General features: G+C 50.4%; 19 protein-coding genes and 1 pseudogene. 1 reads left to right on the plus strand and 19 read right to left on the minus strand.

Translation table 11 applies throughout. The features are described from left to right. The 19 genes and pseudogenes from F624_RS0124360 to F624_RS34365 all read right to left on the minus strand — a co-directional run. Positions 1-653 (minus strand): DDE-type integrase/transposase/recombinase (locus F624_RS0124360; protein ID WP_043426656.1); only part of this gene is annotated, 653 nt, incomplete at its 3' end. Continuing rightward, positions 650-966, minus strand: a pseudogene (locus tag F624_RS32810) (transposase). The gene F624_RS0124360 and the pseudogene F624_RS32810, both read right to left, overlap by 4 nt. Before the next feature lie 474 nt (positions 967-1,440). Beyond that, a complete protein-coding gene (locus tag F624_RS35060; protein ID WP_157443618.1) occupies positions 1,441-2,625 on the minus strand; it encodes a glycosyltransferase family protein in 1,185 nt (394 codons plus the stop codon). A gap of 1 nt (position 2,626) precedes the next feature. Next, on the minus strand, positions 2,627-3,688 hold the full coding sequence (locus F624_RS34335) for a glycosyltransferase (RefSeq protein ID WP_043426642.1): 1,062 nt from the start codon (positions 3,686-3,688) through the stop codon (positions 2,627-2,629). 1 nt (position 3,689) lies between these two features. Continuing rightward, positions 3,690-4,901 (minus strand): glycosyltransferase family protein, encoded by a 1,212-nt coding sequence (locus F624_RS35065; protein WP_157443619.1) that lies wholly within the window; start codon positions 4,899-4,901, stop codon positions 3,690-3,692. Beyond that, positions 4,898-6,784: an asparagine synthase (glutamine-hydrolyzing) gene (gene asnB, locus F624_RS34340; RefSeq protein WP_043426643.1), complete on the minus strand. Its 1,887-nt coding sequence runs from the start codon at positions 6,782-6,784 to the stop codon at positions 4,898-4,900. The genes F624_RS35065 and asnB overlap by 4 nt, the downstream gene beginning before the upstream one ends. Before the next feature lie 6 nt (positions 6,785-6,790). After that, on the minus strand, positions 6,791-7,627 hold the full coding sequence (locus F624_RS35070; RefSeq protein ID WP_157443620.1) for an alpha-L-fucosidase: 837 nt from the start codon (positions 7,625-7,627) through the stop codon (positions 6,791-6,793). 76 nt (positions 7,628-7,703) lie between these two features. Then, positions 7,704-8,906, minus strand: a complete 1,203-nt coding sequence (locus F624_RS35075) for a hypothetical protein (protein WP_157443621.1) — start codon at positions 8,904-8,906, stop codon at positions 7,704-7,706. Beyond that, complete coding sequence (locus F624_RS34345; RefSeq protein WP_084679640.1) at positions 8,903-9,997, minus strand: glycosyltransferase family 4 protein; 1,095 nt, start codon at positions 9,995-9,997, stop codon at positions 8,903-8,905. Before F624_RS34345 ends, F624_RS35075 begins: the two co-directional genes overlap by 4 nt. Continuing rightward, entirely contained in the window at positions 9,994-11,226 is a 1,233-nt protein-coding gene (locus F624_RS34350) for an oligosaccharide flippase family protein (RefSeq protein ID WP_157443622.1), read from the minus strand. Before F624_RS34350 ends, F624_RS34345 begins: the two co-directional genes overlap by 4 nt. A gap of 20 nt (positions 11,227-11,246) precedes the next feature. Continuing rightward, positions 11,247-12,488 carry an undecaprenyl-phosphate glucose phosphotransferase gene (locus F624_RS0124375; protein ID WP_157443623.1) on the minus strand — a complete coding sequence of 414 codons (1,242 nt, stop codon included), beginning with the start codon at positions 12,486-12,488 and terminating at the stop codon, positions 11,247-11,249. 205 nt (positions 12,489-12,693) lie between these two features. Then, entirely contained in the window at positions 12,694-14,157 is a 1,464-nt protein-coding gene (locus F624_RS0124385) for a mannose-1-phosphate guanylyltransferase/mannose-6-phosphate isomerase (protein WP_169426691.1), read from the minus strand. Positions 14,158-14,179: 22 nt separating this feature from the next. Further along, positions 14,180-15,574 (minus strand): UDP-glucose dehydrogenase family protein, encoded by a 1,395-nt coding sequence (locus F624_RS0124390; protein WP_031256146.1) that lies wholly within the window; start codon positions 15,572-15,574, stop codon positions 14,180-14,182. A gap of 90 nt (positions 15,575-15,664) precedes the next feature. Next, positions 15,665-16,999, minus strand: coding sequence for a glycosyltransferase WbuB (locus F624_RS0124395; RefSeq protein ID WP_019576999.1), 1,335 nt, complete (start codon positions 16,997-16,999; stop codon positions 15,665-15,667). Positions 17,000-17,147: 148 nt separating this feature from the next. Further along, positions 17,148-17,681, minus strand: coding sequence for a hypothetical protein (locus F624_RS0124400; RefSeq protein WP_019577000.1), 534 nt, complete (start codon positions 17,679-17,681; stop codon positions 17,148-17,150). A gap of 3 nt (positions 17,682-17,684) precedes the next feature. Continuing rightward, positions 17,685-18,422 (minus strand): tyrosine-protein phosphatase, encoded by a 738-nt coding sequence (locus F624_RS0124405; RefSeq protein ID WP_019577001.1) that lies wholly within the window; start codon positions 18,420-18,422, stop codon positions 17,685-17,687. A gap of 36 nt (positions 18,423-18,458) precedes the next feature. Then, positions 18,459-20,750 carry a GumC family protein gene (locus F624_RS34355; RefSeq protein WP_084679642.1) on the minus strand — a complete coding sequence of 764 codons (2,292 nt, stop codon included), beginning with the start codon at positions 20,748-20,750 and terminating at the stop codon, positions 18,459-18,461. Positions 20,751-20,860: 110 nt separating this feature from the next. Next, positions 20,861-21,478 (minus strand): polysaccharide biosynthesis/export family protein, encoded by a 618-nt coding sequence (locus tag F624_RS34360; RefSeq protein ID WP_211224175.1) that lies wholly within the window; start codon positions 21,476-21,478, stop codon positions 20,861-20,863. A gap of 20 nt (positions 21,479-21,498) precedes the next feature. Continuing rightward, a complete protein-coding gene (locus F624_RS34365) occupies positions 21,499-22,896 on the minus strand; it encodes an outer membrane beta-barrel protein (protein WP_084679644.1) in 1,398 nt (465 codons plus the stop codon). A 602-nt stretch (positions 22,897-23,498) separates the two neighbouring features. Between F624_RS34365 and F624_RS0124425 the strand changes: the two genes are divergently transcribed. Beyond that, positions 23,499-24,257 carry a transglutaminase-like cysteine peptidase gene (locus F624_RS0124425; protein ID WP_019577005.1) on the plus strand — a complete coding sequence of 253 codons (759 nt, stop codon included), beginning with the start codon at positions 23,499-23,501 and terminating at the stop codon, positions 24,255-24,257. Positions 24,258-24,317 lie beyond the last annotated feature (60 nt).

The following is a 24,317-nucleotide window of genomic DNA, read 5'->3' on the forward strand; positions in this document are numbered from 1 at the left end:
TCAACCATGCCATTCTGCTCAGGGCTGTAAGGCGTGATGAACTCCTGCTGCAGGCCGTAGCTTTTGACCAGGGCCGTGTAGCTGCGGCTGGTAAAAACCAGGCCGTTGTCCGACCTCAGCAAGAACGGGTGCTTCACCTTGCCCAGGCATCCATAACGCGCGATCAGGGCTTGCTCTAGGGCCGATTCGGCCGTCTTTGATCGGCCGCTGCGGCTCAGGTGCCAACCCAGCAATTCACGGCTGTAGCAGTCGATCACCAGGGCCAAAGAGGCCCACCCATCGCGCCCCGTCCACACCCGGCACAGATCGGTCGCCCAGCGTTGATCTGGGGCCTTGGCCACCGACGGCAAGGCCTGGATTCTGGGCCTGAAGCCCACCGGGCGCTTGCGTACCTGCCAGCCCCTGATCTGGAAGATGCGCTGCACGGTGTTCTTGTTGAAGCCAAGCAGATGTGCCACCGTCCGATATCCAAAGGACGGGTTCTCTTCGATCATGGCCTTGATGGGCTGAACCAAGTGTTCCTGGACCTTTGGGGCCGATTTGGTGCTGCGGTAATACACCGTGCGCCGTGGGATCTGGAACCACTGGCAAAGCTTCACGAGGCTGACCACAATCCCGTCTTCAGCCAATCCCTGCTGAAGGCTGAGGATCATTTCTCGTCCTCGTTGCCCAGCAGGGAGGCCAGCTTTTTCGAGCGCGCAGCTCCAACATTGCTTCGCCGTAGGCTTGCTGCAAATCACTGAGTTGCCGTTCGTACTGCTCTTTGATTTCCAGAGGCTTGCTGCGCAGCGCGTTCTCCATGCCGCGCTTGCCTTCATCGACCCACTGTTCAACCTCAGAAGGGTTGAGGTCGTAGGCCCGGCTGGCCTCAGAGACCGTGGTCTTGCCTTGAATGATGTCTAGGACCAAAGCCGTCTTTCTCTTGGCCGTCCAACGCTTGATGTCGTCTTCCATCAGGGTGCTCATCTGTGTTTCCTTTCAACGATAACACCTGAGCAGGAAATCACTGGGTCGATACAGACTTGTGTCCGCGATGGGTTGGCGTGGACATGAATACGCCATAGCTAAGGCTCTCGATAGCGGACTTGGCCTGCTGCTTACGTTCATATTGCTCTTTGATCTATAGGGGTATGCTGCACAGTGCGTTATCCATGCCGCACTTGCCTTCATCGAGCAAATGCGCAACCTAAGAATGGATGAGCTCGAAGGCGCAGCTGACCTCGGCGACCGTGGTCATTGCCATGAATCACGTCTAGGACCTGGGCCGCCTTTCTCTTGGCCGTCAACCGCTTGATGTTGTCTTCCATCAGGGGGCTCTTTTCATGCGGCGCTTACTCTCGAACGACACGATACACGACCTCAATGTGCAACAAGAATACCGCCAACCATCTCAATAGCCTTACAAAGCAGAGAATTCATAAGCAATCATTATCGCAATAATCACCCCTTCAAATTCAAATACAGCTTTACCCAACGATCTCCAACGACATTCGACGAATAATTCGACAAAAATAGATTGTAAGCAGAAATTCTCAGATTTTCAGAGAAGGAACAATCACTAACGACCCTCTTCATGGCATCAACAATTGATCCGTAGTCATTAAAAATGCAACAATGAATATTATTCACTACCCCAATCCCTTCCACTGCAGCAACAGAAGCTATCAGGGGAATTTTGCAAATCATCGCATCAATCACTCTATTCTTAAGTCCAGTCCCAGACTTATCCAACAACAAAATAGCAGAATGTTTAATTATTTCCTCATCTATATTAGGCACCCATCTCAAAAATGTAAAATTCAAATAACTCGGAATTGAAGAAACGAGTTCCGAATCAGGCTCAACCCGACCTAAAACATAGAATCTAATCCCCCCCAAAAAGGCACTTTGATCATCAGACAAATTAGCAAAAAATTCCAAAATACCATCACGTATAAATGGAAGCGATATATCCCCCAAAATCAAAATAGATTTCCCCTCTCTGGGCAATGCATCCCTTTTAAAATTGGGAATTTCCCGCATAACAGGAATGTCGATCAGATTAATACGAGAGGATACACCTCTCAAATAAGAACTATCATCCGGGGAAACCAAATGCACTACGTTCGCCTTCGGCAAATAAAATTTCTCAGCATATCTACTCATAGTTGCAGAGAATCGCCTTTGAATCTTCGATATACCGAAAGAAAACTTGGCCAGTCTATTTTGCCGAAGTGACCATGCATCAACAACGCTCATCACTAACGGCTTTTTAACGGACCCGCATAAAAGCGGCACCAATGGTACGCCTTCGGCGTGGATTAAATCAACGTCATTCGACACGCGATCAATTACCTTAAAGAACTTAAAGTAAATCAATCGATGAAGGCGAAAAAGCCTTAAGAAAGAAAAAACCAAAAACCGGTATGAATAAGATCTAGCATCCAAAAAAACAGAGATTACATTCACACCATGATAGCTTCCGTTAAATCCATCCAAATCAAATGACGAGCGATTCTTAAGGAACAAAATCAGGCTTATTTCAACACCCTTTCCCTGAAGAACCTTAATCAAATTAAGTGTTTGCGCATGCGCACCCTCCCTCGGAGGGAATGTCATATTAGACAAGACAAAAAGAGTTCTCATATCAATGAAGCGCCTCCAAAATACCTTGAGCCATCGCTTCAACAGAATAGCGAACAGAACAATCCTCTCGAATTAATCTATTAGAATCATTCCATCGAAGCCTATCCCGATAAAACTCCTCAATTACACGCGAAAGATCTTCAATTGAATCAGACTTAAAAAACATTGAATTAAAATTTTCACGGGCAGCCTCAATTTCTGGAGCGTGATTTTCCTCACGAGCGATAATCATAGGAACACCAAAAGCCAAGCTCTGAGTAATTGATAACCCAACATATCCTGGTGAAATTGAAGCTATAGCCCTTTCATAGTGCACACGCAATTCATCCATTCCTGAAATGTGACCGAAAAAATTGACATCCGCACTCAGATTGAGTTCGCGCACTAAATTCTTTAGATACGGCATTTGGGGACCAGCCCCGACCACCGACAAGGAGCAACTACTCGTTACATTCTCCTTGAATTTAGAAAATGCACGAATCATCAACTCTGGTTTCTTATCCTCAACCAAACGCCCAACGTAAATAAAGTTATTCCGGGGAAAGCCAGAATTTGATTGCATCAAAATATCTTTTTCCCGATACAAAGAATTGGGCGCAGCCCATATAAGCCTATTTAGATTGGCCTCAAGAGCCTCTTGCCGCTGAGTCTCAGTATATACAATCAATCCACTGGCCAGCCTAGATATTAATTTACGCAGGAGAACTCCCGAACCGCCGATCCTTGACCAAGCGTGCCCCCATAATATGGTCCGCTTAGCCAATATTTTTCTAATCAGCAAAAAGAACCAAACATTGATAACTCTTGGATTTAAATCCAAAATAAGAACATCAGCCCTAATAGCATCCAACGCCGAACCAATCTGAAGTAAAAATCGGCGCTTCCAGAGATATTTATTCTTTAAAGGATAAAATAAATTAGTTTCACTTCGAAGAACTTTTATGCTCGGATCAAAAGCCTCTTCACCAGCGTATATCTTAATATTGGAATCAGATTGCAAAAGTTGCTGAACAACGCCAAGCCTATAATCACCAAGCGCAGTGAGATAAATTACTTTAATCATGCTAAACCTTTGATATATCAGCCTTGACAACATTCACAAACTTACTCCAACTATGACTCTCGATTAGATTTCGTCTTTCAGACCTATTTTGAAATCTCTGCGCATTCAACAATTCTTTGATTGAGAATACAGAACAAAAATCCTCATTTAGTAAGTGATCAACAGATGCACCAAAACCATACTGAGAATTAAACCACCCCATCAATCCGTCTGGCGATACAAGGCTAGGTACCCCATACTTTTCTGCTAAAAGAAGTACACCACTCATTCCTAAATGCCCCTCATATCCGACCCAAGACGCATCAGATGCAGAAAATACTATATCTTGAAAATCAATTGATGCACGCCCAAAAAACTCCAAAATACGACCTGATTTTCTTAGAGCCACATATTCTGAATTTTCTGTAAATTGCAAAAATTCAGTATCTGGCACACCAACCAACACCAATTTTATGTTTTTATCGCAAAGTGGATTAACGAGAAAATTAAGCAACTTCGCGATCCCTTTCCTCATAGCCAGTGCGCCATATACAAGTATCAGGAAATCCGAATCAGTAACACTTTCATTCAAATCAAGTCTAGACTTTTCACGCGACAGCAGTTTTATATCCTCAACAGGATCGGCCAAATATCGCAACTTACGATGAAAATCCGAATTAATGTTCCTTTGAGAAAATTCAATTAATAAAGGATCAATCGAATAAACGTTAGTCAACGTTTTGCATTTTAAAAATCTTTTAAAAAGAGCCAACTTTAGAAAATTGGTGAATTTTGACTTGAAATTCCCCCTACTCATACTCCAATGAAATGAACTTCTCATGGTTATGACGGCCCAGGGCGTACGAGCAAATGGACTTCCAAACAATGCCGCAAAATACAAAATCGTATCCCCATACGGCAAAAACACCAAATCAAAACCCTCTTTTACATAACACAGAAAAGCAGCACGATAAAAATAATAGAACTCAAAATATCTCAACAATATGCGCCAATAAGATTCAACCGAACTAGAAAGACGATCAAATCTCGAATACTCAACAACATTAATATCAATATCCGACCCTAATTCATTGCGAAAGCCATCAACAACTATTCCAGACCGCGTCAAAATAGTTAGCTTTATATCACCACCATTCAATCCTTTTGCAATATTCAGCAAATAGTTATAATGATGACCCGTCAGTACGGGCTCAATAATCAAAACCTTCTTCATATACCCCCCTGAAAATCACTCCCTATCGATCTCAGCCAGAACTCCGTCGAAATCAAACGATAGAGCGCATTTCCAGCAGAAAAGTTACCGCGCTTGTGATTATTTATTAACTTTACAATGCCAATCGCGCTGCAATAATCTTGCATCTTGCTATTCGAACTTAGCAAGTAGTCCCGCAAAATTTCAGCATCATTCTCTAGCATCCATTCATATATAGGGGTTGGATAACCTTTTTTATCTCTTCTCTCAGCAATTAGAGGCAGGCCATTTTTTCTCAAATACTGGCGGATTAACCATTTAGTTTTTCCGCCAAACATTTTTATATTTGTTCCCAATTGGAATGCAAAATTCACCAAACGAAAATCCATAAATGGATTCCTGCACTCAACTCCATTACCCATTCCAACAGCATCACCGTATTGTAAAAGCCCGGGTAATATTGCAACGGAATGATCGAAGAACATCCGTCGAGATGTCCGATCATAGTTTGGGGGAACGGCTGGAAAATCTACATCTCTTGGTGTTACTTTACTTAAAAAGTCTTTATTCAGTATTCCGGAAATACCATTTTTTTTCCTATAAATACTCAATAGAAATGGCATACTCTCTCGTAACATGAACAATGAAATATTCTTTGTCCCATGAGTCGCTGAAGCTTCGCGCAAATATTCAAAAAATTGCGAATAGTTCTTTGGAGTGGTACCCAGTTTAAAAATAAGATCTATTAGAAAATCCGCACTATATTGCGCATAGCCCCCAAATATTTCATCAGCACCCTGCCCATCAAGAACAACCTTTACACCTGTTGAACGGGAGTACTTGAGTAATTGCCATAATGGAAAGACAGCAGGCGAATAACCTGGTCCATCCATGCACTGAACAATTCGGGAGAGAGATGGTATCCAGTCTTTCTTTAGTGCAGTAACCTCATGTAATGCCAGATTAAATCTATCAGATGCACATCGGGCCCATGCAGATTCGTCGCCACTACTTTCACCGTATACTGATGTAAATAAGTGGTTCGAGTAATCTGAAAAGTTCGACAATTTTGCGATAGAACACAAGATTGCCGAGGAATCCAAGCCACCAGATAATGATAATCCGACTGGAACATCGCTACGCATGCGTATCTTCACGGCATCATCAAACAATTCCTCAAATTTCTCATATGCTTCATTTGCATTCAAATCCAATAAATTAGTTGGATATGTCCAGTATGATTTAATACTGATACTATTTTTTTCGATATCATATATTAATTGCTGCCCTGGCTGTAAAACCTTAACATTTTCGTAGAATGAATTGGAAGAAGCATGCAAGCGCCCTAGCGCAAGAAATTGGAATAGAACCTGATCATTCACAATTTCGAGTGCTTTGTTTAACTGAAGGAGCGCTTTAGGCTCCGATGCAAATCCAAACTCTTGATTTTTTAAAAAATAATAGAGAGGCTTAACGCCAAAACGATCTCTGACGCAAAATATCTTTTTTACTTTCGGATCATAAATAGAAAATGCAAACATCCCATTTAACTTACCAAGACATAGTTCGCCCCATTCACCCCAAGCCTTTAACAAGACTTCCGTGTCAGATTGTGATTTAAATTGATGCCCTAATTTAATCAAATCATTCCGCAGCTCAATATAATTGTATATTTCACCATTAAAAACCAATACACAACCCGTCCTATCGTCCCGCATCGGCTGTTTACCATCATCACTCAAATCAATGATCGACAAGCGAGCATGAGCGATATTTACTGAGCCATCAGAATAAAATCCATCACCATCAGGGCCCCTGTGCTTCATCGAATCAAGCGCCTTTGAAAAAATATTCAAACTTGATGTGTTCAAGTTGACACCAACCCAACCCAATATTGCACACATAATAAATCACCTTCTTAGGAGCACTTTTTTTAAAAATTCAAGATGCCCTGGATATATCTTACCGGTATCGGGATCAATACCGACCTCGATGGTAAATAAGCCGTTAACCTCAAGCACTTTTTTCATGTAATTCTCAAGAAACTCCGGGCTATAAGCGACAGGATCTGAGCGCATCCATCCAGACGAAATAAAAGAGACGACATGCAAACGCCCCCCATTACTTTGAAAAGGTAATGCAGCTATATCCAGCTTATTTTGCTCACCAGCAGTCATATTCTGACCAGAAACAAGCAACTCAAATGCATGAGAATTTACACCTGGATTGAATGCTATCAACGCAGCATTATTACCACGGCTTATCGCATCCAAATAGAATTTGGACGCACCAGATGACTCGAAGTTCTTGAGGTTGTAAGCACCGTCGAACCACCAACCAGCAATCTGACATCCAAATCTCTGAGCATATTCAGAAATCACGCCACCCCAATTTCTAGCAAATTCCAAATTAATTGGTTGTCGCTCATCTGTATCGCCCAATGCGCCTAACACACCATAATTAGCCTGAGGTCCACGCGTCGGCAAATATAAAAAGAGACTTTTCCCGGTTCGATGAAGTCCATCTGCAATTTCTTTGACTATGTCGCGCGATGGAGTGTAGGCGCGAACTCCATCAGAAACAATATTGTCGTATGCGGCATTTGGCGAGTTCAGATACCCTGAGTTTTGGCCTAGCGTAAAAATTACATAATCCGCACCGCTATCCTCAACATCCTTTAAAAATAAATTCGTATCAAATGAATCTATTTTTTTTTGAAAATCTCGTGCAGGGAGATAGTGGACCATGAGACCTACTGCCCCACGATTATAGAAGGCACTTTCGCAAGCAAAACAGTTTAATAAGCACAATGAAAATATTATGCTAATTACGTATTTTACGACGCGTCGAGATAAAAGCAACATAGGCGCCCAGCCAAAATGAACGAGGAATAACGGTGGCCTGAGCACCGTCAAAAAGCATGATCACCGAAAATATACCTAGCAAGGATATTTTTTCAAAAATATTATAAGATGGATTCGTAATCAAAGAGTATAGAAAATACAGGATTAGTGGCAAACCCACCACCAGGCCATAATGAAAATTAATATAAAAAAACAAAGAGTCAATGGTATTTGCCTCGATTAAGTATTGACCAAACCATGGGTCAATAGCATCGAAATAAGACTTATATCCAAGCCCGTGTGGCAATAATATCTTGTACCAGAACTGCGCCATATATTCAAAATACCCAGCCCGAATGGCATCACTCTCAGACAAGCCTGAATATCCATCAATATAATTCAATAAATCTTGAGTTTTCCCGAATGATTGAATATATAAAGACTCACTTCCTGCTACAACATTAAAGAAAAATTCATAGCCTATCAGCAAAATAGGAATCATACTTAGCAAAAGAACTGGGAATAGATTAAACCTACCAACCTTAAGTTTGGATGAATTCTTAAACAGTAACACCATAACAACTACGACATATAACCAGTATTGCCGATAAAATGCAACAGCCGACATCAAAACAAGAAGAAGAATTGAAGCAACCGCCATCTTATAGTTAAAGTTCTCTCTGTATATGAGTGCGGCGATAACACAAGAAATAACTGGCACGGCGAATTTAGTTTCAATCAGGCCATATTTATACATGTAGGCCCAATAAATTAGTGAACAAACCCCTGTAGCGACCCCCAAAGAGGATAAGTACGAACCTCGTTCATTTCTCAAACAATAAGATGCAAAGAAATATCCAAAAATCACAACGAAATTTGAGCGGAAATCGGTATATGCATTCGCCAAACTTCCGCCCGTAGCCCAACCAACAAGCATGAAAAAAGTCAAGCACAATGCAAGCATGAATAACTCATGTGAGTTTTCACGCAGGCATTCAACAAACAAATAGTAAAGTGAATTTGGAAACAAAACAGAATATATAGCAGCACAAACCAATGCGAGCTCAAATATATATAAGCCTCCAACCTCAAATAATATATTAGAGATACCAGAAAACAGCAGTATTCCATACACAAGAAAGTGCTGCATTCCGATCATGTTAGATTTGGTAGCTGATGTCATTGAAGATTCAAAGTGCCAAAAAGCTCAAGATAATGTTCGGCTGTTTTCTCTATATCGAATCTAGATAAATCCCTCTCATATCGATGAGTGATATCGAGCAGCGTTTCAATTGATTTAGTATATTCATCTGTCTTGCATGGATCAACAAGAATAACTCCCGCGTACGCTGCGGAAAATTGCAATGAATCGATGTCAGAGCACACAATGCCGATACCGGATGCCAATGCTTCGATCATCGCAACACTGTGTGCCTCCATAGCCGAAGGCATTAAATAAAGAGATGCAATACCCAATAGATCTGCGATTTCATCTCGTGGTAAAGGCTTAAGTATTGCCACCTGATCCGAAATATTATTTTCAACGATCATCTTGTTAAGCCGATCGTAGATCTCGATATCCTCTAGCTCACCGACAAAAACCAGCATCAAATCTGGATTTTTTCTTAGAATATCAATTGACGCGCGCAAGGAAAGATCTTGCCTTTTTATTTTCGTAAACCTACCAATTTGCACCATCAAGCGGGCATCTTTTTTTAGGCCATGGCGCTTTCTAAAGTCTTGGTTTAAAGTTGGCCTTTTAGAAAACAACTCCAAGTCGACACCATTTGGAATTATTTTTGCAATGGGAAAACCAAATCTCTTGGTGTAGTTTGATATTGCTTTAGAACTGACCCCAACAACTGCTCTACACAGAAACTGCAACCCTAATTCCAAAAAATAATACAAGGAGCTTTTATGATCATTTTGATTTGCATCATGAAGCACAAAGACCTTAGGCGTTCTAATAAAGAGCAACCGAGCATACAATGCAGGAATCAAGCTGTGTGCAACAATCACACTAGGTTGATACTCCTTAATTACATTATATAAAAAAATTAATCTGCTCAGTTTTCGAGTTTTCTCCGATGGAAATATCCAATTGATCCCCAATTTCTCTTGAAGAGCTATTGTCGATAAAAAATTCTTGTCGGGTGGGGCGATGGCAACGACTCTACTGTCAATGGATTGCTTGTTGTGAGCAATTGTCAACGAGCAGACCAACATCTCGGCCCCAGAAAATCTTGGAGTGTGAATAACATGCAGAACTCTCATGCCATTTTCCTCTCAATAAAAATATACATCACCAAAAATGAAAGGGCTAACGCCGTATCAACTGAAAATGCAACCCCAAGCATTCCATACTTTTCGATCAAAAGAAAAACCAAAAATATAGTTGCGATCAACTGAACTATTGTCGCCATGGTTATTATTCGCGGTGCCCCAACAGCCTTTAAATATGCAACACAAACAGATATCAAAGCGCCAAACCACATACCCACGACTTGAATTTTGACAATTTCAACAAGGGCGCTCCACTCTCCACCCAGAATAATTCTAACCGCATGCTCTATAAGGATCCAAGTTAGCAAAACCAGAATCCCGCACAGTATGGCTATCTTCAATAAAACAATTCTGAAGTCTCTGATTAAAGAATTTGAATTTTTGAGTTTAGCGACAAAACTGGGAAATAGATATTGGCAATAAGCGACAGCAACATCCGAAATTGCCATTTGGGAAATCCTGGATCCCGTCTGATACAAGCCAAAACTCTTTGCACCTAATAAATTGCCCACAAATATTTTATCAAATTGATTAAGAACAGCGGAAAATACACTAGTCGCCCAAATCCACCTTCCATACCTACGTATATCATCGATCATTTTAAAATTAAATAGCGGCCTGAATGGGCGACGAAAAAGAATCCAAGAAATAGCACCTCTAAATAACTCGACAAATATCAACGATGCAATAAATGATATCGGACTTGGGTAAAAATAAATCAATGCGATCGTTAGAGAAAAATCGATGACCGCATAGATCGAATCCAGAAGAGATATCTTTCTAAAGTTTCCATCACGGATAACATCAATATATCCAAGACAATAAAACCCTCGAAACAATGGAATAAATGCCGAAAGCAACACAACATCCACTACCTCCTGGGTAATAGAGTAAAAATAGTTAGAGATCGAAACCCCAATGACTATTAAAGAAAACATTGCGCCACCGCGTAAAATCTGCAATGTCATCACTGCGCGAAACTCAGCATTTAGAAGGTTCTTCTCCCTTTGAATCATTGCCGGTACAACGCCAGTTTCCGTAATCGACTCAAGAATGCTCACTATAAGCAAGCCGATCCCAAGTATTCCAATTGATTCAGGCCCAAGCAATCGAGCACAAACGAAGAATTTTACTAACAAAAATATCTTCGCGTTGAAATATTGAATCATTGGCCATATAGGGTGACCCGCCGCGCCAAGATTTACTTTAATCTTTATCACAAACCTTATTCTCAGTTTAATTAATAGGCATTCTCATCAATAAATCCCTTAAATACAGTAAGGAAAATTATTTTTAAATCCAACCAAAGCGACCAATTTTCTATATAGTAAAGATCAGCTTGTATACGCGCTTCCATCTTTTCAATAGTATTTGTTTCACCCCTCAACCCATTCACTTGGGCCCAGCCTGTGATTCCTGGCTTAACTTTATGCCGCAACATGTAGCGTGGAATCAGTTCTCGGTACTGCATGTTGTGCGCCACCGCATGGGGACGTGGCCCCACGATGCTCATGCGGCCTTGTAGCACGTTCACAAACTGGGGCAGCTCATCGAGGCTGCTACGCCTTAAAAAGGCCCCTAAAGGGGTAATGCGCGAATCGCCCTTTTTGGCTTGTGTTACATGGCCTGTGTGCTCGTTGTGCACCACCATGCTTCTGAACTTGTAAACCTCAATTTCTTCGCCGTTCCAGCCATGGCGCTTTTGTTTGAAGATCACCGGGCCGGGCGAGGTTACTTTCACGGCGATGGCAATCACCGCCAAAATGGGTGATATCAAGATCAAAATCAGGCTGGCCACAATCTTGTCTTCCAGCCACTTCACGATCATGTTGAAGCCCGACATGGGCGAGCTAGAGATGTCGAGCATGGGCATGCCCAGCACCACACTCAGGCCGTTGTTCACCATCTGAAAGGCGCCCATGTCGGGCACCAGGCGGATATTGGCCGTGCTGTGGCGCAGTTCGTTCAACACGGGCTGGATGCTGCTCATGTCGTTGGCGGGCGGGCAAATCCACACCTCGTCGGGGTCTAGCTGGCCCAGTGAGTAATGCAGGGCATCGATATCGTCCATCGACACCACACCTGTCAGGTCGTAACCCGTCCAGGTGCTGGTTTTAACGCGGCGGCGTATGGCGGCCACCGGCCCACCCCCACCCACCAGCAGCACCCGCATGTGGTTCACCTGGCGGCCGCGCATGTAGCTCATGATCAAAAACACGCCCAGGCGGGCCAACCACGAGATGCCGAGTGATGTGCCGGCCCAGGTCAGCAGCCAGATGCGAGAAAAATCAGTGCTGCTTTTAGTCAGCACCAGCCAGGTCATCAGCAGGGCCCAGGTGATGGCCCAGCTAACGCCCACGCGGCCCAGCATGGCCTTGAACTGCCCACCGCGCCAATTGCGGTAAACAGCAGACGACACCAGGGTCATCAAGGTGGCCATTTGAATGATCAGCAAGGCATACACCTGCGGCAGCGGCAACACGGCCTCACCGTCAAAGCGTCACAAATAAGCCACCAGGCCTGCGCCGGCAAAGGCAAACCAATCGACCGCATGCACGGCAAAGCGCATGATCGAAGCTGAACTTCTCATTGAGAACGTAGCCAAAAAATCCCTCCCTCGGTTGCCAGCAACCAGATTCACGCTACAAAAGTAAAAAGGCTGCCCCTATGCAGCCTTGGCACGGGTGTTAGGCCTGCCGGCCGTAAACGTCTTGAAACCGCACAATGTCGTCCTCACCCAGGTAGGTGCCGCTTTGCACCTCGATCATCTCGAGAGGCAGCTTGCCGGGGTTCTCTAGCCGGTGCTTTTCGCCCAGGGGGATGTAGGTGCTTTGGTTTTCGCTGACCAAAAACACCTGGTCGCCCCGGGTGACCTGGGCCGTGCCCTGCACCACAATCCAGTGCTCGGCACGGTGGTGGTGCATTTGCAGCGACAAGGCCGCACCGGGTTTGACCACAATGCGCTTGACCTGAAAGCGGTCGCCCGCGTCCACACTGTCGTACCAGCCCCAGGGGCGGTGCACCTTGCGGCTGCTGCCGGCCTCGGTGCGGCCGGTGGCCTTCAGGTGGTTAACAACGTCTTTTACCTTTTGAATGTGGCTGCGGCTGGCCACCAGCACGGCGTCGGGGGTTTCAATCACCACCGCGTCGTCCAAACCCACACAGGCCACCAGGCGCGATTGCGCCATCACCAGGGTGTTGCGGGTGTCAATGGCCAGGGCGTCGCCTTGCAGCGCGTTGCCATTGGCGTCTTTGGCGCTGATCTCCCACACCGCGTTCCAGGCGCCTACGTCTGACCAATTGGCGGCCAGGGGCACCACCACCACCTCGCCGGTGTTGTGCTGGGCACTGGCCAGTTTCTCCATCACCGCGTAGTCAATCGAGTCGGATGGGCAGGCCGCAAAGGCGGCCTTGTCGGGGCGGATAAAGTCGGCATCGGCCTTGCGCGCGTCAAAGGCTTGCTGGCAGGCTTGCAGCATGGCGAGCTGCAGGCTTTGCATTTTGGCCAGCCACACCGAGGCCTTGATCACAAAAATGCCGCCATTCCAATAAAACTGGCCGCTGGCCAGGTATTGCTGGGCGGTAGGGGCATCGGGCTTTTCTACAAACTCGGCCACGGCGTAGGCACCTGCGCTCTCGGCCAGCGCGGCCCCCTTGCGGATGTAGCCATAGCCGGTTTCGGGGGCCGTGGCCTCAATGCCAAAGGTCACCAGTTTGCCGGCCTGGGCCAGGGGCACGCCCTGCAGCACGGCGGCCTTGAAGGCCACCTGGTCTTGAATCACGTGGTCGGCGGGCATCACCACCAGCACCGGGTCTTGGCCATTGGCCGTGGCGGCCAGCGCCCCCAGGGTCAGGGCCGGGGCGGTGTTGCGGCCCATGGGCTCCAGCACCAGGGCTGCGGGCTCAATGCCCACCTGGCGCACTTGCTCGCCCAGCAAAAAGCGGTATTCGTCGTTGCCCACCAGCACCGGGGCGGCCAAGGCCAGCGCCCCGCCCTGCTCCAACTGGCCCAGGCGCAAGGCCGTGTCTTGCAGCAGGCTGTTGCTGCCCACCAGTTTGAGCAGTTGCTTGGGGTATTGCTCGCGCGACAAAGGCCACAGGCGCGTGCCCGAACCACCGCACAAGATCAAGGGTTGAACCACAGTTGTCACAATATTCCTCCGCTGTTTATATCTATTGAGCACTGCTAGCAGAATCCACACCCACCGGCTTGCCCCGGCCAATGCCGTGGTACTCCAGGCCGGCTGCGGCCACGGCCTCGGGGTCGTATTGGTTGCGGCCGTCAAACACCAAGGGCTGGCGCAGGCTTTGGCGCACTTGCTGCAAATCAAAGCCTCTGAATTCTTTCCACTCGGTCACCAGCAGCAGGGCATCGGCCTGTTGCAGGGCATCGGCGGCTGTGTCTACATAAACAATGCGAGGCAGCAACTCGGGCACCCCCGCAAAATCAAGCGCAATGCTGCGCTGGGCCTCGGCCTTGGCCACCGGGTCGTAAGCGCGCACGCTGGCACCGCGGCTCAGCAGCTCTTTGATGATGTGGCGGCTGGGGGCCTGGCGCATGTCGTCGGTGTTGGGCTTGAAGGCCAGGCCCCAGATGGCAAAGGTTTTGCCGCGCAAATCGTCGCCCAGGCGGGCCCGCAGCTTGCGCACCAGCACGTCAAACTGGTGCTGGTTGGCTTCTTCTACCGCCTCTAGCACGCGCATGGGGTGGCCCCACTCGGCGGCAGTGCGGCGCAGGGCCTGCACGTCTTTTGGAAAGCACGACCCACCATAGCCCGTGCCAGCGTACAAAAAGCTGTAGCCAATGCGGCTGTCACTGCCAATGCCCAGGCGCACCTGCTCAATGTCGGCCCCTACCTCATCGGCCAGGTTGGCCAGCTCGTTCATGAAGCTGATGCGCGTGGCCAGCATGGCGTTGGCAGCGTATTTGGTCAGCTCGGCACTGTGGATGCTCATGCGCATCAACCGGTCGTGGTTGCGGTTGATGGGCGCATACAGCTTGCGCATCACCTCAAAGGCCTGGTCACCCAGGGGGCCCTCGGCCGCGCCCACCACAATGCGGTCGGGCCGCATGAAGTCGTCAATGGCCGCGCCCTCTTTCAAAAACTCGGGGTTCGACACCACAGCAAAATCAACTGCCACACCGCGCTGTTTCAGCACCTCGTCCACAGCGGCAGTCACCTTGCCGGCTGTGCCCACGGGCACAGTCGATTTGTTCACAATCACCGTGAACTCACTCATGTGTTGGGCAATGCTGCGGCCTGCGGCCAGCACATACTGCAAATCTGCGGCCCCGTCTTCATCAGGGGGGGTGCCCACGGCAATGAACTGCAGCGGCGCATGGGCCACGCCCTCGGCCATGCTGGTCGAAAACTTCAGGCGGCCTGCTGCCCGGTTGCGGGCAATCAAGGCGTCCAGCCCCGGCTCGTAAATGGGCACACCGCCGCTGTTCAGCAGCGCCACCTTGGTGGCATCCACATCCACGCACATCACATGGTGGCCAAGGTCTGCAAAACACACACCGCTTACCAGGCCCACATAGCCTGCACCGATCACAGTAACGTTCATTTGAAAACCTCCGGGCAGGAGGATAAAGGTAAAAAAAGGCCGGGCCATGACGACCGACCGCTGTAAACACACACCAATGGCACTGCCATGTCAAACCCTTTCATCGCGCAAAGCGCGATCGTCTGTCACCAGACTGGGTTGCAAGGGTTGGCCCTGAACCAGGGCATGCAAGTGGCCCGCAAAACGCGTCAGCACGGCCGCCTGGTCCAGATGAGTTTCGGCATAGGTACGGGCCGCAGCGCCCATGGCTTGGCGCAAACCCGGGTCTGCAGCCAGTTGCAGCACGGCCTGCGCCATGGCGGGGGCCAGTTCGGGTGGCACCACCAGGCCCAGTGGCTTGGCGCCCGTGCCTGCCCCGGTATCGCCCCCCACCACGCACGCCAGTTCGGTGCCTGCGTGGGCGGTGGCCACCACGGGGCGGCCACTGGCCAACATGCCCGTCAATTTAGAGGGCATCACCAGGTCTGCTGCATCGGCCCGTTGCGGCAGCAAGTGGATGTCGGCCAAGGCCAGCAAGCTGGGCAGCACCTGCAGCGGTTGCAGATCCAAAAAACGCACCTGGCTCAGCCCCTGGCAGGCCTGGCTCAAGGCATCGCGCCCGGCGCCGTTGCCGCAAAACACAAACACCAGCCGTTGCGCCACCGGATCGAGGGCCTGGCTACATTGCTGCGCCACCTCGGCCAAAATCTCCAGGCCTTGCTTGGCGCCCATGTTGCCCGAGTAAAGACAAACAACGGCTTCGGGCGCAATGCCCAAGGTGCTTCGCAGCTGGGCCACGCTGCCATGCTCGCGCGGCAAGCCAATGTGCGAAATGTCCACCCAGTTGGGCAGCATTTCGGTGGCGCGGCTGGGCACACCTTTGTCATGCAGCATGCGCCGCATGTTTTGCGAAATGGTAGACACCACGTCAAAGCCGCGCAGCACCTGGCGCTCCAGCCGCAAGGCCAGGGTTTTGAGCCTGGGGTTTTTGAGAATGCCCAGTGAAAACGCAGCATCCAACTCAAAATCTTGCACATGCAACCAGGCCTTGGCACGGGCCAAGCGGGCCACCAGCCAGGCCGTGGGGGTGCACATCAGCGATGGGGCCACCACCCACACCACATCGGGCCGCCAAAAAAGCTGGCGCAACATCACGGGCAGGCTGCTGGCCGCAAAACTCAGGTGGTGCAGTATGCGGGTGGCCCCCGTTATCCGCTTGGGCACCCACAACGGGCAGCGCCAAACGCCCACCCCGTCTTGCTGTGCGCGGCTGTAGCGGCTGGCCGAAAAGCCTTCGCCCACCTGCCAGCTGGGGTAATACGGTGGGGCCGTCACCACCCGCACATCGTGCCCCTGGGCCGCCAGGTGGCGGGCCAGCTCGCCGGTGTATTTGCCAATGCCAATCACCTCGGGCGAATAATTCAGGCCGTATAGCAATATCTTCATGCAGGCCTCATACCAGGGCGGCTTCGCCAAGGCATGGCTTGCACATTCGCCTTGGGCGTGTGTGCAAGGGTTTTGCGAGCTTGGGTCCGGTCAATGCTTGTGGTGTCATTTTTATATCGGGCCTAAGCCCTCCCTTATTGCCAGGTTGTCATGGGCAAGCCCCGCCGGGCAAGGCTTGCAAATACGGGCTTGGCGTTACCTCCCGGGCTGTGTAGCGCAAGGCACGACAACCCCATGCTGTGCCAGGCCCTTTCAAGGCTGGCTTGCCACTCAAATCGGCGGCCAACGCGGCATTCAGTGCCAGATCAGGCAACATGGGCCGCAAGGTGGCAGCTTGGCTGAAGCTGGTGTAGGCCTGCTGGTAAAACTCACGCGCCAAGTCGGGCGCCGCTTTGGCCTGCAAGGCATAGGTGCCATACAAGTAACCCATCTGGTCGTGCAATTGAGAATCAGTGGGTGTCTGGGCCAAGCCCTTGGCCAGGTCCTCACGCCAGGAGCCCCATTCTTTAAGGGGCACGGGCCGCGGGTGTGTGCGCCACTGCTCTATACCTGCGCGGGCCCGGGCCGTGCCCAGGTCGGCCAGCGCCGCGGGCCACAAGGTGCTACCGGCAGCCACCAGCAGCACCAGGCCCGCCAGCAACAGCGCCCACTGCAGGTATTGGCGGGGGTGGGGCTTGGTCATCGCTCAGCCCAAGCCCAAAATGCTGGCCGGCGTGGCCCGAAATAGGCGGTCGGCCCGGCGAGCGCCGTATTCGTCTTCTACCGCTTGCCGGGCTGCAGACAGTTGTGGCGGGCGGTTTTCCATGTTGTGGGCATCGCTGGCCACCACGGCCACGGCATCTTGCTCCATCAGCGCCCAAGCGGCTTTTTCAGAGTTTTTGCCAAAATCGCCCAGCAGCGACCCGCCAGTGACCTGCAGCCAGCAGCCCGCGGCAATGTAGGGCTGAATGCGGTCCACATCGGCCATCACATGCTTGTTGCGCTCGGGGTGGGCAATCAGGGGGCGAATGCCCTGCTCTAGCAGGTTGTACACAAAGCCCAGGCCCCAGGCCGGCAGGCCCTGGTGCGGAAACTCAAGCAGCAACACCTTCATGCCCTTGTGCTCGCCCAAAAAGGGTACCTCGTGGGCCAACAACTGCTGCAGCGATTCATCAGACGCTCGCAATTCGGCCCCCGGGTACACCGCCAGCGGAATGCCCTGCTCATTCAACACCTGTTGAAAGGCCTGAACATGCAGGGCAATGACCGACTTTTGGTTGGGGTAGCGCCCGGGGTGGATGTGCGGCGTCATGGCGCTGGCCGTGATGCCGTCGGCCACCGCGGCCCGGGCCAATTCGAGCGACTCGGCAAGGTTGCGGGCACCGTCGTCTATGCCATGCAAAAAATGGCAGTGCAGATCGATGATGCCGGTGGATGCAGTCATGGGCTAAATAGGGTCTGTTAATTCACAGCGAGCAGCTCAAGCCGCTTTTTTGCCGGTCTTGCCTTCGGGCTCGCTGCCATAGGCTTCGCCATAGCCGGCCTTGTAGCCATACTTGCCGTAGCCGTATTTGCCATAGCCCGAGTATTCGCCGTAGTACTTTTCGGCCTGCTTGAAGTCGAAGCGGTTCAGCACCACGCCCATGATCTCGCCCTCGGCACGCCGAATGCGTTGCAAGCCCTTGCGTGCCAGCGGGTAAGGCGTGTCTGCCGCCTTAACTGCGTAGATCACGCCGGTGGCATGGCCGCTGATCACCAGCGCATCACTCACCAGCTCCACCGGTGGCGAATCGATCACGATGATGTCGAAAATGGCGGCCAACTCGTCGAGCGTGGACTTGAACTTTTGCGACAGCAACAATTCCAGCGGGTTGGGCGGGATGCGGCCCGAGCCCAGCACACTCAAGCTGCTGCCAGGCACGGCCTGCAGGCAATCGTCCAGTACCGCGGTGCCCGCCACCAGTTCAGACAAGCCCTTGGCCCCCGGAGCCAAATCCAGCCCCTTGGTGATCGCGGGGCGGCGCATGTCGGCATCAATCAGCAAGGTACGCTTGGTTTGCGCGTGGGCCAATGCCAAGTTGATCGAGAAGGTCGTTTTACCTTCGCCCGGCAAGCTGGATGTCACCAGCAAAATGCGGTTAGGTACGTCAATGGCCGACAACAGCACACCCGTGCGAGCGGTACGAATCGCTTCGGAGTAGATCGATTTGGGGTTGTCCAAAAACAAACGAGCGCTTGCCACTCGGTCGGTATCGCCTTTGTCCAGCAGCGGCAATGTGGTCAGCAATGGGGCCTTGAGCTTTGCCTCGACATCTTCCGTCGTTTTAATGGTGTTATCCAGCCTATCGAGCAGCAGTGAAACCAGCATGCCAACGAATAGCCCAAACACAAAAGCAATAGCGATAATCTGCGGCTTTTGCGGCTTGACAGCTCTATGAGGAACAACCGCAGCATCCACCACACGAGCAACAGCGCTTTGTAAATCGCCAGATACATTTGTCTCTTTAGCGCGCTTCATGAACATGTCATAAATCTGGCGGTTTGAATCAACTTCGCGCTCTAACACACCAAGCTCAAACTCTTTACGGTTCAGATTCTGAATACTGCCCCGGGCACTATTCAGAGTGCCCTCAAGCGCGCGCTCTGTACCTAAAGCAACCTCGTACTCGCGAGTTACGCTACCAACTACCGACTCCACTTGGCGCTTGACGTTTTCACGCGCACTCTTAAGGGTAGCCTCAGCAGCCACATATTTAGGATGTTCAAAGCCGTATCGCTGAGCTACTTCCGACATAGTACGCTCAGCTTCAGCTTGCGCCTTCAATGCTTCGGAGACGTTGCTGTTTCGAACTACCGCAGGCAAGCTGCTGTAGTCCCCATTTTTTCCTACAGATTTAATCTGGTTATAAGCATTTTCAGCCTCAGCCCGACGTAAGCGCGTTTCCACCAATCGCTGAGTAACCTCCTCGATTTGTTTACCCGCTCCGCTCTGCGCTGCACTTTTAACATCCACAATTCCTGCTTTTTCACGGTAATTCTGCAGGCTACGCTCCGACTCATCGAGTTTAGTCTTGAGTGAGGACAACCGTTCTTGCAACCACCCGCTAGCCTGCTTGGTCATTTTGTAGCGAGCATCCAAGTCGTTCTCAATGTAGGTGTTGGCCACAGTATTAGCCACCAAAGCCGCCAATGCGGGACTATTTGATTCGAAACTAATTTTCGCCAACTGACTCAAACGAACAGGCTCAATAGTCAGCTGCTTATTGAATTTTACAAATACAGCATCAGCCAAGCTATTGGTCGTCCACTCTTTAGCTTCAAGCTCCTCACTAATTCCCAGCTTTTCTTGCCATTCCTGCAAAAAACTCTTCTCCTTCGAACGCGGATCAAACTCCGGATAATCCCACAGCTTCAACGCATCGATGGTACGGATGGCAACCTCTCGCGATTTAATAATTTCAACTTGGGTCTGAAAATACTCACGATTTTGACTGATACCACTATATACATCCTCAATCGAGAGCACTTTACTTTTATTGGCCTCAATCAAAACAGTAGCGGTACCACGGTACACAGGGGTAAGCACAAAAACAATTACACCAGCCAACAAAGCCACTACGAGGCCAAAGCCCAAAATAGCCCACTTACGCTTTGTTATGCTCCGCCAATACTCCACTAGATCGAGCTTACTAGCCGCATCGTCAGGGTCGTGTAGCGAAATCTGCTTGTGCTTGTGCAATGGCTCAGCATTGGGAGTGATGGTCAATGACATGTGTGACAGACTCTAATGAAGCAGCCCCATTTTTCATACGGCTGCATTTATAACTAACAAATATCAGGCAGGGCTTTAGCCAAAGCCCAGAACATCGCATACCGACAGTTTTAGAAAAAACTTTCCTCAACTGTCAAAATATCCCCAGGCCCAATAAAGGTGTTCAGATCAACCTTTTGAGCCTTTTGACTGGGATCATCTTCGCGAATTACAAAAATCTTGCTGGGAGAAGCGCGCTCTTTAAATCCGCCAGCCAAAGACACCGCCTTCCGCACGGTCAGTCCTGGCTGAAATGGATAGCCTCCCGGCTTATCCACCATGCCATTCACATAAAATGGGCGATATTCATCAATCTGCACCGATACTTTAGGATTGACCAAAATACGGCCCTTCAGCCCTGCAACGACAATCGCCTCCAGGTCTCCCACAGTTCGACCTAACACTTTAATTTCGCCTATAGCCGGAAAGCTAACAGTACCCGCATCAGTCAGCCTGATTTTTTCACGGGTAAATTCATCTTCTCCCAACACACGAATACTGATCACATCGCCCGCGGCCAGTTTGTAACTGGACAAGGCCGATACTCGGACAGAAGCTTGCGGGTTGAGGGCGTATTCACCCACTTGGCTAGCAGGTGCATCTGCTGCAACGACCAAACCCGCGCAACCAAGCAGCAAAACACCAGTCGCAGCCGCTTTGATTGCGCACAAAAATCTAGACAAAGTCACAGGCCGTGCCCCTTCAGCAATTACAGAGTGCCTTGCAGCGAGAAGAAGGTGGAGTTGCGGTTGAACTCAAAATTTGCTTGATTCGACTTGCGCTTGGTATAAGCCCACTGTGCACCAGCACGCCAATTGCGGCCCACCTCGTAAAAAACACCAATAGAGGCATTGTCGACGTTGTCAGTGCGGCCTGCACCGTCGTATTCCGTTTTGAGCGTACCCAAGCTGGCCGTGCTGGTCAGGTTGCTGCGCCATTTATGGTTCCAGTTGACCAAGTTGCCGGTGTTGATCAGGTAGTTACCCAAACCGGTTGAATCGGCCAGCGTGCGGTTGCTGATGAATTCAAAGTTGGAGTAGGTCAACGGCGACCATTTCACAGCACCCTCCCAAGCGGTACCAGTTGCCTTACCAAAGCCGCCATCAGAGAATGTTTTTTGGGCAGAGCCAATCTTGAAGGCACCCGAGGTCTTAGCGGTTGCATCCCACACCACACCCAAATAGATACGGCGATCATTGTTGGTGTAGCCGGTATTGTTGACGTAATCGGCATGTACTTGGTTCAACTCAACCATCATGCTTGTGCGAGGGGCCACGCGATAAAAAAAGCGACCCGCCACACCTGTTTTGTCTTGATTCAAGGCCGAGGTAACGGACAGATTGTTCTGGTAGCGCTTGGAGATGTAATTACCCTCCACCTCAATACGACCTTGCGCTTCTTTGGAACCGTATGCATACAAAACGCGGGCCGTAGGGGCATTCCAACGATTTGGGGTGCTGGTGGTAGCAGTATTGGTAGTACCGCGAGCATCGGACGTTTCAATATAACCCACATCCCAACCCACGCTGGAACGGCTGCTGAGATAATTGTCACCCGCCAAATCAAAATTATGGTGATTAAAATTATCAGCAGAACTGGCGGTGTACTTGGTGTAGTTACCTTGATAACGCAAGGTATAGCGATCACCACGAGTTTTCAATTCACCCACAATATCTGGCTGCAGCGAATACAGATTGGAAGAAACACCGCCGCTGCTAACGCCATTCACGTTACTGTTGTGCCCAAAGCCCGCCAGAGCAGAGGCATAAACAAAAATACCGTTGTCAAAACGAACCGGCAGGCCATTGACGGGGGCGGTCAAGATAGAGGTGTCCGAGCCCCTGTCACGACGGCCAATGCCCGTCAACTCATACGAGGGCGTGGCGGCCAACTGGCTCATGCTGCCGGTCGTGCCCGGCGCACTGAACAACCCACCCATGAAGCCTGCATCACCTGCCGGGGCCGAGGGGGCCGTGGGGGTGTTGGCGCCGTCTGCAGCACCGCTGGCCTTGGTGGCAGCATCGTTGCTGGATTGGGCTTGAGCCGACATGCAGAAGCAAAGGGTTGCAACCGCAAGGGCCAGAGGGTGGGTGTGATGTTTGTTCATGTCCGTGGCACTCTTCAAAAAGTGTTGATAGATGTCGCGGGGATGCCGCGCCTCGCCTGCACGCACTCACCTTGCGCGATGTCAATGGCAAATGTGTGAAGATGTTAACACGAGCCCTATTTTTTGCAGTACTAACCCTAATAATGAGTTCGGAAACTTTGTAACGCCTTGTCCGGTGCTGTGCAATCGAACTTGCGGCTACTCAATCTGTACCACCAAACGGGGCATCCGACCCTCCCTCATTTGAGTGAGGGTCGCGCTTTCTAGCGATGTTCACGATTTAGCTGGGTATTTAAAATCAATATGATCAATTGAGAGGCGATTAATTGAAAAATATGATTACAAACCGTTTCAAATCGATTCTGCGTTGCGGGTGTGGCCCTGCGGGCTGTGGGGCCTGATGGTGGGCTGATAGCGTTGTCTTGTGCGCACAGCGACCAAAACTGCCCAAACCATGCACCCAAGCGGCTGGGGTAGTTGTATCCGCAGTGCAACACAATTTGCCTTGGCTGCCCGCGATCGGGCCGCGGCAGGGGCCGGTATTTGCGGCACTGCACACAAAACACCCTGCCCCTGAGCGCAGGCGCTACCATTTCACCCCGATGCACCTGCCCTTTTTCACCCCTACCCCCCGCCGGGCCCAGGCCAGCCAGGGGCGAGGTGCCTTTGTGCAGGTGGGCCGACTGCGTGCCCTGTTCAGGCCCCGGCGTGCGTTGGGGGTGCTGTGCCTGGGCCTTGTGCTGCTGGCCAGCCAAAGCCAGGCCGATCTGGTTGATTTTTCGCGCAACCTGCTCGGTTGGGCCGAGCAGCGCTGGGGCGCTGGGGCCCCAAGCCGCATGCTGACCTGGCAACGCATGGTGCGCGATGCCCAGGCCCAGGTGGCGGCCAATAGGCTTGAAGCGCCGCAGTTGCTGCTGCGCTCCAACGATTTTTTCAACCAAATACCGTACATGACCGATGCGCGGCATTGGGGTGTGGACGATTATTGGGCCACGCCGGTTGAATCGCTGGGCAGCCTGGCGGCCGACTGCGAAGACTACGCGATTGCCAAGTACCTGACGCTGAAAGAGCTGGGCATACCGATTGACCGCCTGCGCATCACCTACGTGCGTGCGCTGCGCCTGAACGAGGCGCACATGGTGCTGGCCTATTACCCCACCCCCGACGCCGACCCGCTGATTCTGGACAACCTGAACCCCGTGATTCGCCCCGCATCGCAGCGCACCGACCTGGAGCCGGTGTACAGCTTCAACGATGACGACCTGTGGCTGCCCAATGGCACTGCGCGCAGGGGTGGCTCAAGCCAGGTGCGTTTATGGAAAGAGCTGCAGGCCAAGCTGCAGCGCGAGCAGCAGATGTAGCCAGCGGCCGCAAGGCCGCCGGTACGCGCCCGGGCCGCCAAAGCGGGCCTGCGGGCAGGC

The sequence above is a fragment of the Curvibacter lanceolatus ATCC 14669 genome, from assembly GCF_000381265.1.
GTDB classification, from domain to species: Bacteria; Pseudomonadota; Gammaproteobacteria; order Burkholderiales; family Burkholderiaceae_C; genus Curvibacter; species Curvibacter lanceolatus.

Bases quoted from the DNA above. Each gene is read 5' to 3' on its own strand.
- F624_RS35060 (WP_157443618.1), bottom strand. From the start codon at position 2,625: ATGAGAACTCTTTTTGTCTTGTCTAATATGACATTCCCTCCGAGGGAG.
- F624_RS34335 (WP_043426642.1), bottom strand. From the start codon at position 3,688: ATGATTAAAGTAATTTATCTCACTGCGCTTGGTGATTATAGGCTTGGC.
- F624_RS35065 (WP_157443619.1), bottom strand. From the start codon at position 4,901: ATGAAGAAGGTTTTGATTATTGAGCCCGTACTGACGGGTCATCATTAT.
- asnB (WP_043426643.1), bottom strand. From the start codon at position 6,784: ATGTGTGCAATATTGGGTTGGGTTGGTGTCAACTTGAACACATCAAGT.
- F624_RS35070 (WP_157443620.1), bottom strand. From the start codon at position 7,627: ATGGTCCACTATCTCCCTGCACGAGATTTTCAAAAAAAAATAGATTCA.
- F624_RS35075 (WP_157443621.1), bottom strand. From the start codon at position 8,906: ATGACATCAGCTACCAAATCTAACATGATCGGAATGCAGCACTTTCTT.
- F624_RS34345 (WP_084679640.1), bottom strand. From the start codon at position 9,997: ATGAGAGTTCTGCATGTTATTCACACTCCAAGATTTTCTGGGGCCGAG.
- F624_RS0124390 (WP_031256146.1), bottom strand. From the start codon at position 15,574: ATGAACGTTACTGTGATCGGTGCAGGCTATGTGGGCCTGGTAAGCGGT.
- F624_RS0124395 (WP_019576999.1), bottom strand. From the start codon at position 16,999: ATGAAGATATTGCTATACGGCCTGAATTATTCGCCCGAGGTGATTGGC.
- F624_RS0124400 (WP_019577000.1), bottom strand. From the start codon at position 17,681: ATGACCAAGCCCCACCCCCGCCAATACCTGCAGTGGGCGCTGTTGCTG.
- F624_RS0124405 (WP_019577001.1), bottom strand. From the start codon at position 18,422: ATGACTGCATCCACCGGCATCATCGATCTGCACTGCCATTTTTTGCAT.
- F624_RS34355 (WP_084679642.1), bottom strand. From the start codon at position 20,750: ATGTCATTGACCATCACTCCCAATGCTGAGCCATTGCACAAGCACAAG.
- F624_RS34365 (WP_084679644.1), bottom strand. From the start codon at position 22,896: ATGAACAAACATCACACCCACCCTCTGGCCCTTGCGGTTGCAACCCTT.
- F624_RS0124425 (WP_019577005.1), top strand. From the start codon at position 23,499: ATGCACCTGCCCTTTTTCACCCCTACCCCCCGCCGGGCCCAGGCCAGC.